We start from the raw sequence: 17,506 nt of genomic DNA on the forward strand, positions 1-17,506 counted from the left end.
CCTAAGTCGTCGGTGAGGTTACCCTATCCTTCCCCGATCGGAGACGTTTACCTCCGGGTCTGTGCCCACCGGCCTACGAGGCGTCGTCGGACGCTCCGTAACGTGAGGCTGTCGGCTAGCGGAAAGGATGAACGGCATGGATCTGGCGGGCGTCGGCATTTGGAGTTCGCAGTTGCGCTACGGCGATCAGGGCGAGGCCGCCGAGGCCGCCGCGGAGTTGGAGGCGCTCGGCTTCGAGGCGCTGTGGATCCCCGACGTCGGCGGTCCGGTTATGGACTCGGTGGAGCACCTGCTGTCGGCGACGGAGAACGTCGTCATCGCGACCGGCATCCTCAACCTGTGGATGCACGAACCCGCCGATGTGGCGGCCCGCTACGCGCAGCTGACCGCGGCACACGGAGAGCGGTTCCTGCTGGGCATCGGCGTGAGCCACGCACCGCTCATCGACTCCAGGGAGCCCGGGCTATACCGCAAACCGCTGGCCGCCACCCGCAAGTACCTCGACGGGATCGATGCCACCGAACAGCCTGTGCCCGTGGCCAATCGAGTGCTCGCAGCGCTGGGTCCGAAGATGCTCGAGCTCGCGGCGACCCGGTCCCGCGGCGCGCATCCCTACCTCGTCTCCCCGGACCACACCCGCTACGCGCGTGAGCACCTCGGCGAGGGCCCCCTGCTGCTGCCCGAGCAGACGGTCCTGCTCACGACCGACGCGGACGAGGCCCGCGCGCTGGGAACCGATTGGCTGCGTTCCTATCTCGCACTGCCGAACTACGCCAACAACCTGCTGCGCTCCGGCTTCACCGAAGACGACGTGACGTCGGTCAGCGACCGGTTGTTCGACGCGATCATCGCCTGGGGAGACGAGGAGACGGTGTTGCGCCGCGTGCAGGAGCACCGCGACGCGGGCGCCGACCACGTCTGCGTTCAGGTTCTCACCGCCGACCCGCGCGAGTTCCCCCACGAGCAGTGGCGACGGCTGGCCGCGGCCCTAGGCTGACGACTCGAGCTCGGAAAGCACCGCGGCGCTGTCCATTCCGGCCACCTCGAGGTACACCTCCGCGACCGCGGTGAGCCGCTCGGCGTCCGACTCGCGGGCGAGAAGTCGCTCGGCGAGACCGGCCACGCAGCGGGTGGCGAACATGTCGGTCACCAACACCGTGGGAGTGTCGAGCCAGTCGCGGACGCGGGCGATCACCTGCGTCGCCAGCACCGAATCACCGCCAAGCGAGAAGAAGTCGTCGTCGACGCCGATCCCGCCGGCGTCGACGTCGAGCACCTCGGCGACGATCGCGGTCAGCGCGGACTCCAGCGGGCCCGCTGGTGCCCGATAGGCCTGCGCCGCAGGCGGTTCGGCCTCGGCCAGCAGTCGCGCCACCGCCCGGCGGTCGATCTTGCCGTTGACGGTGAACGGGATGGTCCCGGCGATGACGATGACCTTGGGGATCATGTGCGCCGGGACGAGGCCGGTCAGCACCGCCGCGACGGTCTGCGCGTCGACGGCCGGATCCCCGCTGCGCACCAGCGCCGCCAGCGCCTCCCGTTCGCCGGGGACGACGGCGGCGACCGCCGCATCGACGCCCGGCACGCGCTTGAGCGCCGCCTCCACCTCGCCGATTTCGACGCGGTAGCCGCTGATCTTGACGCGATGGTCGATACGGCCGACGAACTCCAGCGTGCCGTCGGGCCAGTATCGCGCGAGATCGCCGGTGCGGTACCACCTCCGGCCGTCGTGCTCGACGAACTTCTCGGCCGTCAGATCGGGCCGCCCGCGATAACCGCGGGCGATGCCCCGTCCGCTGAACCACAGCTCACCGGGCACCCAGTCCGGGCAGTCGGTGCCGTCGGCGGCCACGACGCGGCAGACGTTGTTCGGCAACGGCATGCCGTACGGCACCGACGTCCAGTGCACCGGCAGATCGTCGACCTCACAGATGGTGCCGTGCACCGCGGTCTCGGTGGCTCCGCCAAGGCCCGCGGCGCGCACCCCCTGGGCCGAGTGGCGAAGTCGGCGAATTAGTTCCGGACGTACCCAGTCGCCGCCCAGCAGGACCACCCGCAGGCTGCGCAGCCGGTCGCCGCCGACCTCGAGCAGCATGTCCAGCCACCCCGGCATCCAGTTCAGAAACGTCACACTGTGTTCGGCGATCAACCGCGCCCAGACGTCGGGGGCGCGGCGCTGGTCCTCGTCCACCACGACGACCGCTCCGCCGGCGCGCAGGATAGCGAAGATCTCCAGCACCGACATGTCGGCCTCCAGCGATGCCAGCGCCAGGCTGCGGTCCGTCGCGTCGAGACCGAACCGGTCGGTGACGACCTCGACGGTGTTCATCACTGCGTCGTGCGTCAGCTCGACGCCCTTGGGTTCGCCCGTCGACCCCGACGTGAACAGCACGTAAGCAAGGGCATTCGGATCGACGGGGCCGACCGGCCCGTCGCCCTCGTGTCGCACGGCGTCGGCCACGGCGATGGCAGGCACACCGAGCTGCACTGGGCCGGCCCCGCCGCACACCAGCACCGCCGAAACACCGCTGGTCGCGAGGATGCGCGCGGTCCGCTCCACGGGCTGGTCGGCGCCGATCGGCAGGTACGCCGCCCCGGCGGCGAGGATGCCCAACACCGCGGGGATCTGCTCGGCGCACTTCGGCCCGATCAGCGCGACGAGGTCACCCGGTCGAACTCCGTTGTCGCGCAATGACGCCGCGACACCGAGTGCGCGACGGCGCAGTTCGCCGTAGCTCATCGCGCCGTCGCTACTGAACACCGCGGGGGCCTCGGGCGCGACATCGGCGTTGCGGAAGAACCCGTCGTGCAACGCCTCTCGGCTGGGTGGTGCGGTGGCGCCGTTCGCGGCCCCGCGGACGACGCGCTGCGCCTCGGGCACCGCGGGCGGGTCGGGCCGGTCCCATGCGGTGTCGTCGGTGGCCAACCGGGTCAATTCCGCGAGATGGTAGGCGAACATCGCGTCGGCGACGCCGGGCCGGAACGCGTCGACGCGGACGTCCCAGTTGATCATCAGGCCGTCGGCCAGCGGGGTCGCCTGCGCGTCGATGAGCACCTGCGGGCCCTGGGAGATCGTCCAGACCGGCGCACCGAACTGGTCGGTGACCTCGCCGGCGAACAGGTCACCGAGTCCCAGTGCGCTGGTGTACACGATCGGCGCGAGCGTCTGGCTGCCGCGATGACGACCGAGGTCGCGCAGCACCGACAGGCCCGAGTAGCTCGAGTGCCTTGCGGTGCTGTGCAGCGTCTCCTGCACGGCCCGCGCCCGCTGCGCGGGTGTGCGTGCCGTCGACACGTCGATGTCGAGCATCAGCGACGAGGTGAAGCATCCGACGAGCTTCTCGACGTCGGGGTGGAAGGGTTCGCGGCCGAACATGGGCAGGTTCAACAGGAACCGTGGACTGCTCGACCACCGCGCCAGCGCGTTGGAGTACGACGCCGCCACCGCCATCGCGGGCGTGATCCCGCGGCGGTGCGCCGCGGCGAACAGCGCGTCCCTGATCGGCACGTCGAAGATGTGCCAGAGTCGCACGCTGCGGCGGGGATCTTCCTGCTCGGCCGGCGGGACGAGCGGCAGCGCGGGCGCTTCGGGGAGTTCGGGGATCCGCTCGGCCCACCAGCGAAGGTCCTCGTCGGAGGGCCCGGGATCGGCCGCCGTCAGCGCGGCGCGGTATTCGCGGTAGGTGTAGCCGAGTTCCGGCAGGTCCCCGCCGCGGTAGAACACCGCCAGGTCGGCCATGAACTTTCGGTAGCTCACCGCGTCGGCGGCGTTCATGTCCATGTCGACGTGCAGGCGGGTGCGCCCTTCGGGGAGCAGCGTCAGGCTGAGTTCCAGCACGTCGCCGTCGAGGATCTGATGCGACTTCGCCCGGCGGATCGCTTCGAGCCGTTGCCCGGCCGCCTCGGCGTCGAGCTCGCGCAGGTCGTGGACCGTGACGGGGAGGCCCCGGTCGCCGATGCGCTGGGTGCCGTCGGGCAGGATCTCCACCCGCAACATCGGATGGCGGGCAACGAGTTTCGCCGCCGCGGCGCGCAGCCGTCCGGGATCGACGCCTGCGCCGTCGAACTCGACGTAGAGGTGGGCGGCCACGCCGCCGAGTTGTTGGTCGGCGTTGCGGCCCAACCACATCGCGTGCTGCATCGGCGCCAGCGGGAACGCCGCGTCGGCGGCGGCGCCGCGTTCGGGTGCGGTGCCGGACGCGGGCCGGCTGTCGCCGCGGCGTTCGGCCACCAAGGCCGACCAGGCCGCCACGGTGGGGTTCTCGGCGAGCGCGGCGAAGTTGACGTCGATGCCCTGCTTACGCCATCGTCCGGACAGCGACATCATCCGGATCGAGTCGAGGCCCGATGCGATCAGGTCGGCGTCCGGGTCGACCGCGTCGGGGGTCACGCCGAGAAGTTCGGCGACCTCCTCACGCACGGTTTCCCGACTGGTCTCAGCAACACTCACGCCATCCTCCGAATTAGTGCAGGCTGCCCTAACTAACCCGGGGAACGCTACCTTATATTCGAGGCACCCACACACCTACCCCGAGGGGCCCGATCCGCCATGAGCACCGGCTTCGAACAGCGCATCACCGCAGAATCATCAGCTCGGCCGAGCGATCTCACGACCGGCTTCGTGCCGTTTCCGGCCGGCCGAGCCGAGGAGTACCGGCGAGCGGGCTACTGGACCGATCGCCCGCTGGATTCGATCCTCGGCGACGCGGCGGCCGCATGGCCCGACCGCACGGCGGTGATCGACGAGACCGTGGGATACACGTTCGCCGAACTGGACGCGCGCGCCGACCGCATCGCGGCGGCGCTGGCCGATCGCGGCATCTCCCCCGGCGACCGCATGCTGCTCCAACTCCCCAACACGTGCGAATTCGCCGTCGCGCTGTTCGGCGTGCTGCGCGCGGGCGCCGTTCCGGTGATGTGCCTGCCCGGGCACCGCTCGGCAGAACTCAATCATTTCGCTGCGACCAGCGGCGCCGTCGGCCTGATCGTCCCCGACACCGTCGCGGGTTTCGACTATCGCGACCTCGCCGGCGAGCTCATCGCCGCCAATCCGGGCCTGCGACACGTGTTCGTCGACGGCGAGCCCGGCGACTTCGAATCCTTCTCGGCGCTGGCCGGATTCGACGGGCCACTGCCACACCGTGCCCGCGTCGACCCCGATTCGCCTGCCCTGCTGCTGGTATCGGGCGGCACCACCGGGCTGCCGAAGCTGATCGCCCGCACCCACAACGACTACGTCTACAACGCGACGGCCAGCGCTCGGGAGTGCCGGATGACCGGGGACGACGTGTATCTCGTCGTGTTGCCTGCCGGGCACAATTTCCCGCTGGCATGTCCGGGCATCCTGGGGTCGATGACCGTCGGCGCCACAACGGTTTTCACCACCGACGCCAGCCCGGAATCGGCCTTCGCGGTGATCGACCGCCACCGCGTCACCGTCACGGCCCTCGTCAACGCGCTGGCCAAGGTGTGGACACAGGCATGTGAATGGGAACCGGTTCTCCCGACGACACTGCGCCTGGTGCAGGTGGGCGGATCACGGATGACCCCGCAGGAGGCCGACTACATTCTGGGCGGGCTGACACCGGGACTGCAGCAGATCTTCGGGATGGCCGAGGGCATGCTGAACTTCACCCGGCCCGGCGATCCCGTCGACGTCGTGGTCAACACGCAGGGCCGGCCGATGTCCGCACACGACGAGATGCGGGTGGTCGACGACACCGGGGTGGAGGTCGCGCCCGGCGAGGAGGGCGAGTTGCTGGTGCGCGGCCCGTACACGTTGAACGGCTACTACCGCGCCGACGAAGCGAACGCACGGTCCTTCAGCCCCGACGGCTTCTACCGCACCGGCGACCGGGTGCGCATCTTCGCCGACGGCGCCCGGGCCGGTTACGTCGAGGTCACCGGCCGCATCAAGGACGTCATCCACCGCGGCGGTGAGACCGTCTCGGCGTCGGACCTCGAGGAGCACCTCTTCGCGCACCCGGCGATCTACGCCGCGGCGGCGGTGGCGCTACCCGACGATTTCCTGGGTGAGAAGATCTGCGCCGCAGTGGTTTTCCAGGACGCACCGATCACGCTCGCCGAGCTGAACCGGTTCCTCGACGACCGCGGCGTATCGGCGCACTGCCGACCCGATGTGCTGGCGCCGCTGCCGGCCCTGCCCATGACCGCGATCGGCAAGGTGGACAAGAAGAAGGTCGTCGCGCAGTTGGCGTCCTGACCCGTCAGGACACCTCCACCTGCTCGGCCACGTCGGGCGAGGTCAGCAGTTCGACGATCCGGTCGGAAACCGCTGCGGCCGTGGGGTGTTCCCACAACAGTGTGGGTGGCAGCGACAGCCCGGTCCGTTTCTCCAGGGTCCGCAGCAGCCCGACGGTCATGATCGAGTCGACGCCGACCTCCACCAGCGGGAGCCCCGTGTCGACATCGCCGTCGGAGAACCCCAGCTGGGCGGCGACCGCGGCGATCACCAGGCGGGTCACCCGCTCCGGGGCGGCGTCCTCGCCGACGAGGGTGGCGACCGGCGCCTCGCCGGCGTCGTCCTCCTCCGTCGGGGCCACCTCGGCCAGCATCGGCACCGCGGCGGCGGCCGGGAGCACCGGCAGCACAACCACGTTCGACTGGTCGTCGCGCATCGCGAGGTCAAGCGCCCGCATCGCCTCGTCTGCGCCGATCGTGTCCATGCCGAGCGCGTCCAGCTGTGCTGCGACGAAGCCCGAGGTCGATCCCATGCCCAGGCCTCGCCACGCCGTCCACGCCACGCTGACGGTGCGGTCGCCGAGGCGGCGGCGGTGCCGGGCCATCGCGTCGAGGAAGGAGTTCGCGCACGCGTACGCCCCCTGACCGGGGAAGCCGGCGAGATAGCCGCAGGACGAGAACAGCACCATCCAGTCCAACTGCTCGGGCGGAAACACCTCGTGCAGAGTCAGTGTCCCGTCGACCTTGGGGTGCATCGTCGCGTGGAAATCCTCGGGGGTGGTGTTGACCAGCAGGGCGCCCGCCTCGACGCCGGCGGCGTGGATCACGCCGCGCACGGGCGGCAGGTCACGTAGCGCCGCGCGCAGCACGTCGGCGGCCCCCGGCGCGCCGATGTCCACCGGAACGGCGTGGACGGACACGCCGCGTTCCTCGAGGGCCGCGACGGTGTGGATCAGCTCCGAGTCACCGCGCCACTCGGACCGGTCCGGTATGCCGGACCGGGACAGCAGCACCAGTCGCCGCGCGCCGATGTCGGCCAGTCGCTGCGCCATGCGCAACCCCAATACGCCGGTGCCCCCGGTGATCACGTACGTGCCACCGGCCGAGCACCGCATCGGCGCGCCCGCGCCGCGCCCGGCGGGCGCCAGGCGTGCCGAGTGCGCGACCCCGTCGCGCACCACCACGACCGGGTGCCCCTGCACCGAGGACAGCACCCCGACGGGCAGACCGGCGGTGGCCACGTCGAGGACGCCGCCGAACACCTCCGGGTGTTCGGCCGCGGCGACCCGGGCCAGTCCCCACAGTGGCGCGTGCACCACGTTGGCGCCCTCGTACACCTCGTGGGTCAGGATCCACATCCGGGCCCTCACACCCTCGTCGAGCATGACCCGCAGCGTCCGCGTCGCCAGCGCGACCGACTGCTCGGGCGAATCGTGCGTCCGCGGGATCATCAGCACGACGGCATCCCGCCCCAAAACCGCTGCCGACGAGGCGATCTCGGCCGGTTCGTCGCACGCCGAGTACGGCACGTCGGCAGCCGCCAGCTCGCGGACGGCAACGTCGCGGCTGCCTGTGTCGCCGCCGACGACCACCACCGCGGTGGGCCTGCTGTCCTCGCGCCACGGCACCGGATACCACGCCACCCGGTGCAGCATGCGCGAAATGTCGCTGCCCGAGGGATTCTCGAGTTGCTCGAACGCCATCCCCGTCAGCGACGCGAGCACCGTGCCGGACTCATCGGCCAGCAGCACGTCGGTCGTCGTGGTGCCGGCGCGACGCCGCACATGCAGCAGGGCAACCCCGGGCGCGCGGCCGTGGACCTGCACCCGCTCGATGCTCGCGGGCATCCGCAGCCGCGGCGGACCGTCGAACACCGTCGACGCCGCCGACGTCGCCGCGTCCAGCAGCGACGCCCAGGTGGCGGGGGCCGACCCGTCGCGGTGGGCGCCGACCCTTGCGAGCAGTTCGCCGTCGCCGCCGTGCATTTCGAGGATCTGCCAGTCGAACCCCATCGCGGCGACGCCCAGCGTGGCCAGCGTGTCGACCACGTGGTCCATCGGCAGCACCCGGCTGCAGCGCCCGCGCGCGGCGGCTTCGTTGAGCACCCGGCCGAGCAGGTCCTCGATGTCGTCGTCGGCCGCGGCCACCGCGCTGCTGTGGGTCAGCCAGCCCCCGTCGTCGGCGCCGTCGTCGTCGTCGACCAGGCGCGTGGCCAGGGTGAGCCCGCGGTCCTGCAGCACGACCTGGACGTCGCGGGCGCGCCCCGGCGCCACCGGCGTGCGCAGCCGGACGTCGACCAGATCGGTGCCCGCGCGGTCGGGTCGGGTGTTCAGGCCCGCCGCCGCGCCGAGGAAGGTGTTGACGATGACCGCGGCGGGCACGATCTCGGTGCCCTTGACCGGATGGTCACCCGGATAGGGCCGGGTGCTCATGTCCAGGCGGGTCTGCCACATCCTCGACGCGACGGCTCCTGTCACATCGGTTCGGCCGCCGAGCAGCGTGTGGCCGTCCACGTCGTGCACGCCGCGGCCGCCGGGCGGTGTCGTCGGGGTGCGCCAGTAGCGTCGGTGTCGCCACTGCGTCACCGGCAGGTCGTCGGCCCACGGCGCGGTGGCGTCGATGCCGTGGGCGACCGGCGCGCCGTGGCAGTGCAACGCGGCCACAGCCGTTGCGACCGAAGCGGTTTCGGGCCGTTCGCGACGCAGCAGCGGGATCACCGCATGATCGTCGATGCCGGTGTGGGCCAGGGTTTCGGCGATCGAGTGCGCGACCACCGGGTGCGCCGACACCTCCAGGAAGATCCGGTGCCCGTCCTCGATCGCCGCCGCAACGGCCTCGGCGAACCGCACGCGGTCGCGCAGGTTCGCCACCCAGTAGTGCCGGTCCCGTGGCGCTGGCGACCGCGGGTCGGCCAATGCCGTGGTGTACAGCGGTGTTTCGGCTTCACGCGGAGGCGGCAGCTGCGCGGTGAGGCGGGCGAGTTCACCGGTGAGCCCGTCCATGGCGGGGCTGTGGAACGCGACGTCGGTGTTGACGCGGCGCACCATCACGCCCCGCTGCGTCCACTCCTGGCCGGCCGCCGCCACGGTGGCCGCGGTGCCCGACACCACCGTCGATTCGGGCGACGCGCTGATCGCCGCCACGATGTCGGTTCGTCCGCTCAAGCGGCGTTGTGCCTCGGCGAACGGAAGGCGCACGAGTGCCATTGCCCCCTGTCCCGCCACCGACCGGAAGCCGCGAGCCCGGTAGCACGCCACCGCCGCGCCGGTCCTCAGGTCGAACACCCCGGCCGTCACGCACGCGGCGACTTCGCCGACCGAATGCCCGATCACGGCAGCGGGTTTCACGCCGCGACTGCGCAGCACGGCCGCGAGGCCGACCTGCATCGCGAACGTCAGCGCCTGCACCCGGTCGGTGCCGCCGAGCTCACCGGTGGTGAGCGCCTCGCGGGCCGAGAAGCCGAGCTCCGCCTCGAACACCGGGTCGATCGTGTCGACGATTGTCGCGAATTCCGGCGCTGTGGAGAGCAGTTCGCGGCCCATCCCGCTCCAGTGCGAGCCGTGGCCGGAGAACACCCACACCGCGCCCTCGGCAGCCGACGGCAGCACCGTCCCGGTGACCACCGCGGGGTCCGGGGTGTCGGCGGCCAGCGCGGCCAGACCCGCGGTCGCCGCCTCGAGATCGTCGGCGATCACCGCCGCGCGGACCTGGTCATGCGCGCGGCGCGCCCACAGGGTCGCGGCGAGCCGGTCGAGCGAGTCGCTGCTGTCGCGGAAGCGCTCGGCGAGCGCGCCGGCCTGGGCGCGCAACCGTGCGGTCGAGCGCGCTGAGACCGGGAGGATCACCGGAACTGACTGTGGCGCAAGGGGTTCAGAGCCGGTCCAGGCCGGCGCCTCCTCGAGAAGAATGTGCGCGATGGTGCCGCCGTATCCGTAGCCGCACACCGCCGCCCGGCGCGGCGCATCCGCGGTGCGCTGCCACGGTTCGGCCGCGGTCGGCACCCGCAGTCCGCTGTTCGTCCAGTGGACGGCCGGGGTCAGCGTCGTGATCCCCGCCGTCGGCGGGATGGTCTCGTGGTGCAGGGCGAGCGCGGCCTTGATGAGCCCGACAACACCTGCGCCTCCTTCGAGGTGGCCGACGTTCGGTTTCACCGAGCCGATGCGGCACGGCTCGTCGGCGGGGCGGTCGGCGCCGTAGACCGAGGCGAGCGCGCGCACCTCGGTGGGGTCACCGGTCGGCGTCCCGGTGCCGTGCGCCTCGATGAAGCCGACGCTCGCGGGGGCCACCCCAGCGGATCGGCAGGCGCGCCGGAACATGTCGGCCTGCGCGTCGCCGTTCGGCGACATGATGCCGACGGTGCGGCCGTCCTGCGCGACGGCGCCGCCGCGCACGAGCGCGTACACGTGGTCCCCGTCGCGGACCGCGTCGGCGAGGCGCTTGAGCACCACCACCCCGGCGCCCTCGCCGCGCCCGTAACCGTCGGCGGCGGCGTCGAAGGTCTTGCAGCGCCCGTCGGGCGCGGTCGCCCCGGCGACGTCGAGCACGCGGGTCAACCCGGGACCGATCAGCGCGCTGACGCCGCCGGCCAGCGCCAGCGACGTCTCGCCGGACCGCAGCATCTGGCAGGCCTGGTGCACCGCGACCAGCGAGGCGGCGCAGGCGGCGTCCAGCGCCACACTGGGACCGCGCAGGTCCAGCAGGTGAGAGACCCGGTTGGCGATGCCGCACAGCGAGGTGCCGATCCCGGTCCAGGCCTCGATGCCGGTGAGGTCCTCCATGATGAGCTTGCCGTAGTCGTCGGAGTTGACACCCATCAGCACCGCGGTGTCGCTGCCTGCCAACGCTTTCGGCGATACGCCTGCGTGTTCGAGTGCCTCCCAGCTGACTTCGAGCGCGAGCCGCTGCTGCGGGTCCATCAACTCCGCTTCGCGCGGCGACACCGCGAAGAACTCGGCGTCGAACCCGGGCAGGTCCGCGAGGAAGGAGCCGAGCCTGGTGACGTCCTTGAGCACCGCGGCGTTGCGCGGGTCGCGGCGCAGGTAGGGCTCCCAGCGCTCCTCAGGAACTTCGCTGACGTCGCTGCCGCCGTCGAGCAGGAAGCGCCAGAACTGCGCGGGCGTCCCGACGCCACCGGCCAGCCGGCAGCCGAAGCCGACGATCGCGATCGGTTCGGCCACGTCAGCTGGACCTCGGGCCCATCGAAGTCTGGATAGCCTTGCCTAAGAACTCAGCCGCCATGGCGGCAATCTTGGCATAACCGCGCTGATCTTTGGGACCCACGCGCGGCCGTCGACGGTGGCGCCGGTCACGTTGCGAGCGTCGCCGACGCGGTTGCTACAGCGTGCGGATCGCCAGCGGCTCGTCGCTGCCGGACACCCGGATGTCGACGCTGCGGATCTGGGAGGTCGGAATGCTCGTGGCGGCCGACAACCCGGTGGCCTCATCACCGGCCGGGCGCCACGATCCGACGGTCTCTTGCGCGCCGTCGCGCGTCGTCACCACGATGTCGTAGCTCTCGACGTCGCGCGCCCAGTCCGTGGTGTACTCGCACGCCCAGCTGAGCTCGGTGCCCCACTTCTTCTCGGTCACGGCCAGTTGCGCGGTGAGCCCCTGGCCTGGCGTCTGCTGCATGGGCTGCATCGCCACGGTCTGCACGGAGGGCTGCTCCCGCGGGAACACCGTCGACCCCACGACACCGCCGACGATGGCGAGCGCCGCCGCCGACGCGACCGCGGCCACGAGCACCGTGCGCCGGGACCGCCGTTGCCGTTTCGCCGCGGCCCGGGCCAGCGAGGCGACGTTGTCGGGCCGCTCGGCCTCAGGCGCGCCGCCGCCACCGAGGTCGGTCAACGCCACGGCCTCGTCGCGGCTCAGTGCGTTGAGGATGCCGGGCATGCCGGCGAGCTCGGTCAGTTCGGCGGCCCGTTGCGGGTCGGAAGCGACGTAGTTCTCGTAGGTGCGCCGGTCCTGCTGGCTCAACGCGCCGAGCACGTAGGCGGCGTCCCATTCGGCGACGTCGTCGTCCGGCATGCGATCGGTCATCGGACCACCCCCCTTTCCTGCAGCGCAATTCGCAACGCGCGCAACGCGTAATGAAGTCTGGATTTCACGGTGCCCTCGGGTATCCCCTCCTGCTGGGCGATATCGGCGACGGTCTGGCCGAGGTAGTAGGCCCGCACGATCGCGGTGCGGTGGTCCGGGCTCAACGACTGCAACGCGTCGGAGAGGATCCACTTGTCGAACGCGGGACCGATCGCGTCCACCGACGGCCGTTCGGGGATGTCGTCGGTCTGCAACTCGCGGCTGTAGCGCGCGCTGCGGCGGTCGTCGATCACGAGGTTGCGCGCGACGGTGAACAACCACGCGCGGGCCGACTCGCTGGGCTGCTGCAGGATCTCCGGCTTGCGCCACAGCCGCAGCAGCGACTCCTGCACCACGTCCTCGGCGAACGGCATGTCGCCGCGCGTCAACCGCAGCACGTAACGCAGCAGCGCCTGGCTGTGCTCGTCGTGGATCGCGCGCAGCAGCGCGGCCTGGTCCGGCTCAGTCAACGCACACCCTTGATCTCCCGTCGTCGATGACCACAACGGAACACACCCGCCAATCGTTCACCACCACCGCCGCCGAACGTGGATTACCGCTCGAAATTCTGCGGATTTTCGAGCGGGTAATCCACGTTCGCCGCAGCTAGTCCAGCAGGTCGCGCACCACCGCGTCGGCCAGCAGGCGGCCGCGGTCGGTGAGCACCAGTCGGTCGGCGTCGAGGGTGAGCAGGCCGTCGCCGACGGCGGTGTCGACCCGGCGCCGTTCGGACTCGCGCAGCATCGCCATCGGCAGGCCGTCGCGCAGGCGCACCCGCAGCATCACGTCCTCGACGTGCGAGGAGTCCGCGTCGAGCTGTTCGTAGTCGGCGACCGGCAGCTCACCCGCCGCCAGCGACTGCGCATAGGCGTTGGGGTGCTTGACATTCCACCACCGCGTCGCGCCGACGAAGCCGTGTGCTCCCGGTCCGGCGCCCCACCACTCGCCGCCGTTCCAATAGCCGACGTTGTGCCTGCACTCGCCACCGGGCCTGCACCAGTTGGAGACCTCGTACCAGTCGAACCCGGCGGCGGCCAGGGTCGCGTCGAGCAGTTCGTAGCGGCGGGCCAGCACGTCGTCGTCGGGGGCGGGCAGCTCACCACGACGTACCCGGCGCGCCAGCGCCGTCCCGTCCTCGACCACCAGCGCGTAGGCCGACACGTGGTCGACGCCCGCAGCGACGGCCGAGTCGACCGAGCGCCGCAGATCGTCGTCGGTCTCCCCCGGTGTGCCGTAGATGAGGTCGAGGCTGACGTGCGCGAAGCCGGCCGCGCGGGCCTCGCGCGCCGCCTCCAGCGCGCGGCCCGGCGAGTGCACCCGGTCCAGCACCGCGAGCACGTGCGGCGCGACGGACTGCATGCCCAGCGACACCCGTGTGTAACCGGCCTCCCGGAGCTGTTCGAACAGCCGCGGCGAGGTGGACTCCGGATTGGCCTCGGTGGTCACCTCGGCGTCGCCGGCCAGCGTGAACGATGTGCGCACCGCATCGAGCACCGCCGCCAGGCCGGGCCCGCCGAGCATCGACGGCGTGCCACCGCCGACGAACACGGTGTCGACGTCCGGCGCGGCGCCCAGGGTGCGCGCGGCCAGCGTCAGCTCCGTGCGCAGCGCCCCGAGCCACGCGTCCGGGTTCGCCCCGCCCAGTTCGGCGGGCGTGTAGGTGTTGAAGTCGCAGTAGCCGCAGCGACTGGCGCAGAACGGGACGTGGACGTAGATGCCGAACGGCCGGCCCGGGGTCACCGCCATGGCCGGCAGCTCGACGGGCGCGGTCATGCGAGTAATTGTCCGCCTCACCGCGAGATTGCACGCGCGCAGGCGTCCACTCGGACTTCCGCTGCATGGATGCAATCTCGTCGAGGGCTCCCGGTTAGGGCATATGTCGGTGTCCGTGGCACAATTGGCCACGTGACCGCCGCCCGCATCTTCCCCCAGCGCGTCTCGCTGGTGGCGCGGCGGCATGTCGATTTCAAGCGCGTCTGTACCTGTTGCTGTCTGCCCTGACGCGCTGACCTGCCCACCTGTACTTCAGCTGGCCGCCGGATCTGCGCCGCCGGCAGCCCCGGTGATGACGCGCGATCCGGCTCCACAAAGGAGCCGAATACCATGACCACCACGGAATCGAAGCCCAAGCCCGTCAAGCGCCCCCGCGGAGAGGGCCAATGGGCGCTCGGCTACCGCGAGCCGCTCAACCCCAACGAGCAGTTCAAGAAGGACGACGACGCGCTCAACGTGCGCGCCCGCATCGTCGACGTCTACTCCAAGCTGGGCTTCGAGTCCATCGACAAGCAGGACCTGCGGGGCCGGATGCGCTGGATGGGCCTCTACACCCAGCGCAAGCAGGGTTACGACGGCACCTGGACCGGTGACGAGAACACCGACATGCTCGAGGACGAGTACTTCATGATGCGGGTGCGCTGCGACGGCGGCGCCCTGACCAACGCCGCCCTGCGCACGCTGGGGGAGATCTCCACGGAGTTCGCCCGGGACACCGCCGATATCAGCGACCGGGAGAACGTCCAGTACCACTGGATCCGCATCGAGGACGTGCCGCAGATCTGGGAACGGCTGGCCGCGGTCGGGCTGCAGACCACCGAGGCGTGCGGCGACTGCCCCCGCGTCGTGCTGGGCTCGCCGCTGGCCGGCGAATCGCTTGACGAGGTCCTCGACCCGACGTGGGCCATCGACGAGATCGTCAAGCGGTACGTCGGAAACCCGTCGTTCTCCAACCTGCCGCGCAAGTACAAGACCGCGATCTCGGGCCTGCAGGACGTCGCGCACGAGGTCAACGACGTCGCGTTCATCGGCGTCAACCACCCCGAGCACGGGCCGGGCCTGGATCTGTGGGTGGGCGGCGGCCTGTCCACCAACCCGATGCTGGCCCAGCGGCTGGGCGCCTGGGTTCCGCTCGAGGAGGTCCCCGACGTCTGGGAGGGCGTCACCTCGGTCTTCCGCGACTACGGCTATCGGCGCCTGCGCAGCAAGGCCAGGCTGAAGTTCCTCATCAAGGACTGGGGCGTCGAGAAATTCCGGCAGGTGCTCGAAGGCGAGTACCTGGGACGCAAGCTGATCGACGGCCCGGCACCCGAGCCGGTCAAGCATCCGATCGACCACGTCGGTATCCAGCGGCTCAAGAACGGCCTCAACGCCGTCGGCGTCGCGCCGATCGCCGGCCGGGTGTCGGGCACCATCCTGACCAAGGTGGCCGACCTGGCCGCGGCCGCCGGGTCGGACCGGATCCGGTTCACGCCGTACCAGAAGCTGGTCATCCTCGACGTGCCCGACGACAAGCTCGACGAGCTGGTCGCCGGCCTGGACGCGCTCGGGCTGCCGTCGCGGCCGTCGCACTGGCGCAAGAACCTGATGGCCTGCACCGGCATCGAGTACTGCAAGCTGTCGTTCGCCGAGACCCGCAACCGCGCGCAGGTGCTGGTGCCGGAGCTGGAGAAGCGGCTCGAGGACATCTCGAACGAAATGGGGGCCCAGCTCGACGTGCCGATCACCGTCAACATCAACGGCTGCCCGAACTCGTGCGCCCGCATCCAGGTCGCCGACATCGGGTTCAAGGGCCAGATGGTCGACGACGGCGACGGCAACCCGGTCGAGGGTTTCCAGGTCCACCTCGGCGGCAGCCTCGGTCTGGACAGCGGGTTCGGCCGCAAGCTGCGCCAGCACAAGGTGCTGTCCACCGAGCTCGGTGACTACATCGACCGGATCGTCCGCAACTTCGTGAAACAACGCGAGCAGGGTGAGCGTTTCGCTACGTGGGCGATACGAGCCGACGAAGCGGATCTGAGGTGAATCGGGTGACGACGACGGAAACGGACCTGCAGGCACTGGCCGAGCGCGGCGCGGCCGAACTCGACGACGCGAGCGCGTTGGACCTGCTGCGCTGGACCGACGAGAACTTCGGCGGCAACTATATTGTCGCGTCGAACATGCAGGACGCGGTGCTCGTCGACCTGGCGGCGAAGGTGCGGCCCGGCGTCGATGTGCTGTTCCTCGACACCGGCTACCACTTCGTGGAGACCATCGGCACCCGCGACGCGGTGGAGGCGGTCTACGACGTCAACGTCGTCAACGTCACACCGGAGAACGGCGTGGCCAAGCAGGACGAGTTGTTCGGCAAGGACCTGTTCGCCCGCGAGCCCAACGAGTGCTGCCGGATGCGCAAGGTGGAGCCGCTGAGCAAGGCGCTGCGCGGCTACACCGCATGGGTGACCGGCATCCGCCGCGTCGAGGCGCCGACGCGGGCGAACGCGCCGTTGATCAGCTGGGACAAGGCATTCGGCCTGGTGAAGATCAACCCGCTCGCCGCCTGGACCGACGACGATATGCAGGCGTACATCGACGCCAACGGCATCCTGGTCAATCCGCTCGTCTACGAGGGTTACCCGTCGATCGGCTGCGCGCCGTGCACGGCGAAGCCGGTCGAGGGGGCCGACCCGCGCAGCGGCCGCTGGGTGGGCAGCGCGAAGACGGAATGCGGGCTGCACGCGTCGTGACGCTCGTCCTCGCTGCCCACGGCAGCGCCGATCCGCGGTCGGCGGCGGTGACACACGCGGTCGCGGGCCGGATCCGCCGGTTGCGCCCGTGGCTCGACGTACGCCCGGCGTTCCTCGAGCAGAACGGCCCGAGCCTGCGCGACACGCTGGCCGGCCTGGCCGATGGTGGGGTGGTGGTCCCGTTCCTGCTCGCCGACGCCTACCACGCGCGGGTCGACATCCCCGCGCTGATCGACGATTCGGGCGCGGCCGTCGCGCAGGCCGAGGTGCTCGGCGAGGACCCCGCGCTGCTGACGGTGCTGCGCCGGCGCCTTGCCGAGGCGGCGGTCTCCCCCGACGACGACGGCCTCGGCGTCCTCGTGGTCGCGGTCGGCTCGTCGAACGAGTCCGCGAACTCGCGCACCGCGACCGTGGCGCAGGCGTTGAGCACTGGAACCCGTTGGCGCGGCAGCGCAGTCGCGTTCGCCACCGGCCCCCATCCCGGTGTCGCCGACGCCGCGGCCCGGCTGCGGGCGGACGGCGCCCAACGACTGGTCATCGCGCCGTGGTTCCTGGCTCACGGCCGGATCACCGACCGCATCGCGACCTTCGCCGAGTCACAAGGCATTCCGATGGCCGAGCCGCTCGGCTCGCACAACCTGGTCGCCGCCACGGTGCTCGAGCGGTTCGACGCCGTGGCCGCCGTCCGCGCCGCGGCCTGACTTCCTCTCGGCGAGCAGGAC

10 protein-coding genes are annotated in these 17,506 nt (G+C 71.0%); 5 read left to right on the forward strand and 5 right to left on the reverse strand.

All coding sequences use genetic code 11. From position 1 onward, the window contains the following. Positions 1-136 precede the first annotated feature (136 nt). Positions 137-997 (forward strand): LLM class F420-dependent oxidoreductase, encoded by an 861-nt coding sequence (locus ABGB19_RS22945; RefSeq protein ID WP_347688292.1) that lies wholly within the window; start codon positions 137-139, stop codon positions 995-997. Here ABGB19_RS22945 and ABGB19_RS22950 read toward each other — a convergent pair. Then, entirely contained in the window at positions 989-4,450 is a 3,462-nt protein-coding gene (locus ABGB19_RS22950; protein ID WP_347688293.1) for an amino acid adenylation domain-containing protein, read from the reverse strand. The genes ABGB19_RS22945 and ABGB19_RS22950 overlap by 9 nt on opposite strands. 99 nt (positions 4,451-4,549) lie before the next feature. Here ABGB19_RS22950 and ABGB19_RS22955 point away from each other — a divergent pair, with 99 nt between their 5' ends. Beyond that, entirely contained in the window at positions 4,550-6,223 is a 1,674-nt protein-coding gene (locus tag ABGB19_RS22955) for an AMP-binding protein (protein ID WP_347688294.1), read from the forward strand. A 4-nt stretch (positions 6,224-6,227) separates the two neighbouring features. Here ABGB19_RS22955 and ABGB19_RS22960 read toward each other — a convergent pair whose 3' ends face one another. From ABGB19_RS22960 to hemW, 4 genes are all read right to left on the reverse strand, one after another. Further along, entirely contained in the window at positions 6,228-11,378 is a 5,151-nt protein-coding gene (locus ABGB19_RS22960) for a type I polyketide synthase (RefSeq protein ID WP_347688295.1), read from the reverse strand. 157 nt (positions 11,379-11,535) lie between these two features. Beyond that, positions 11,536-12,243, reverse strand: coding sequence for a hypothetical protein (locus ABGB19_RS22965; RefSeq protein ID WP_347688296.1), 708 nt, complete (start codon positions 12,241-12,243; stop codon positions 11,536-11,538). Then, positions 12,240-12,752 (reverse strand): sigma-70 family RNA polymerase sigma factor, encoded by a 513-nt coding sequence (locus tag ABGB19_RS22970; RefSeq protein WP_347688297.1) that lies wholly within the window; start codon positions 12,750-12,752, stop codon positions 12,240-12,242. The genes ABGB19_RS22965 and ABGB19_RS22970 overlap by 4 nt, the downstream gene beginning before the upstream one ends. A gap of 136 nt (positions 12,753-12,888) precedes the next feature. Further along, positions 12,889-14,055 (reverse strand): radical SAM family heme chaperone HemW, encoded by a 1,167-nt coding sequence (gene hemW / locus ABGB19_RS22975; RefSeq protein WP_347688298.1) that lies wholly within the window; start codon positions 14,053-14,055, stop codon positions 12,889-12,891. A gap of 330 nt (positions 14,056-14,385) precedes the next feature. On the opposite strand from hemW, the gene ABGB19_RS22980 reads away from it, so the two are divergent. The 3 genes from ABGB19_RS22980 to ABGB19_RS22990 are packed head-to-tail and all read left to right on the forward strand — an operon-like array spanning position 14,386 to position 17,485. After that, complete coding sequence (locus ABGB19_RS22980) at positions 14,386-16,080, forward strand: nitrite/sulfite reductase (RefSeq protein ID WP_347688299.1); 1,695 nt, start codon at positions 14,386-14,388, stop codon at positions 16,078-16,080. Continuing rightward, positions 16,077-16,784: a phosphoadenylyl-sulfate reductase gene (locus ABGB19_RS22985; RefSeq protein WP_347688300.1), complete on the forward strand. Its 708-nt coding sequence runs from the start codon at positions 16,077-16,079 to the stop codon at positions 16,782-16,784. Before ABGB19_RS22980 ends, ABGB19_RS22985 begins: the two co-directional genes overlap by 4 nt. Beyond that, positions 16,763-17,485, forward strand: coding sequence for a sirohydrochlorin chelatase (locus ABGB19_RS22990; RefSeq protein ID WP_347688301.1), 723 nt, complete (start codon positions 16,763-16,765; stop codon positions 17,483-17,485). The genes ABGB19_RS22985 and ABGB19_RS22990 overlap by 22 nt, the downstream gene beginning before the upstream one ends. Positions 17,486-17,506: the final 21 nt, after the last annotated feature.

Source organism: Mycobacterium sp. B14F4, from assembly GCF_039871645.1.
Classification (GTDB): Bacteria; Actinomycetota; Actinomycetes; order Mycobacteriales; family Mycobacteriaceae; genus Mycobacterium.

Excerpts from the sequence above, each read along its gene's own strand:
- ABGB19_RS22945 (WP_347688292.1), top strand. The coding sequence starts at position 137 with ATGGATCTGGCGGGCGTCGGCATTTGGAGTTCGCAGTTGCGCTACGGC.
- ABGB19_RS22955 (WP_347688294.1), top strand. The coding sequence starts at position 4,550 with ATGAGCACCGGCTTCGAACAGCGCATCACCGCAGAATCATCAGCTCGG.
- ABGB19_RS22965 (WP_347688296.1), bottom strand. The coding sequence starts at position 12,243 with ATGACCGATCGCATGCCGGACGACGACGTCGCCGAATGGGACGCCGCC.
- hemW (WP_347688298.1), bottom strand. The coding sequence starts at position 14,055 with ATGACCGCGCCCGTCGAGCTGCCGGCCATGGCGGTGACCCCGGGCCGG.
- ABGB19_RS22980 (WP_347688299.1), top strand. The coding sequence starts at position 14,386 with ATGACCACCACGGAATCGAAGCCCAAGCCCGTCAAGCGCCCCCGCGGA.
- ABGB19_RS22990 (WP_347688301.1), top strand. The coding sequence starts at position 16,763 with ATGCGGGCTGCACGCGTCGTGACGCTCGTCCTCGCTGCCCACGGCAGC.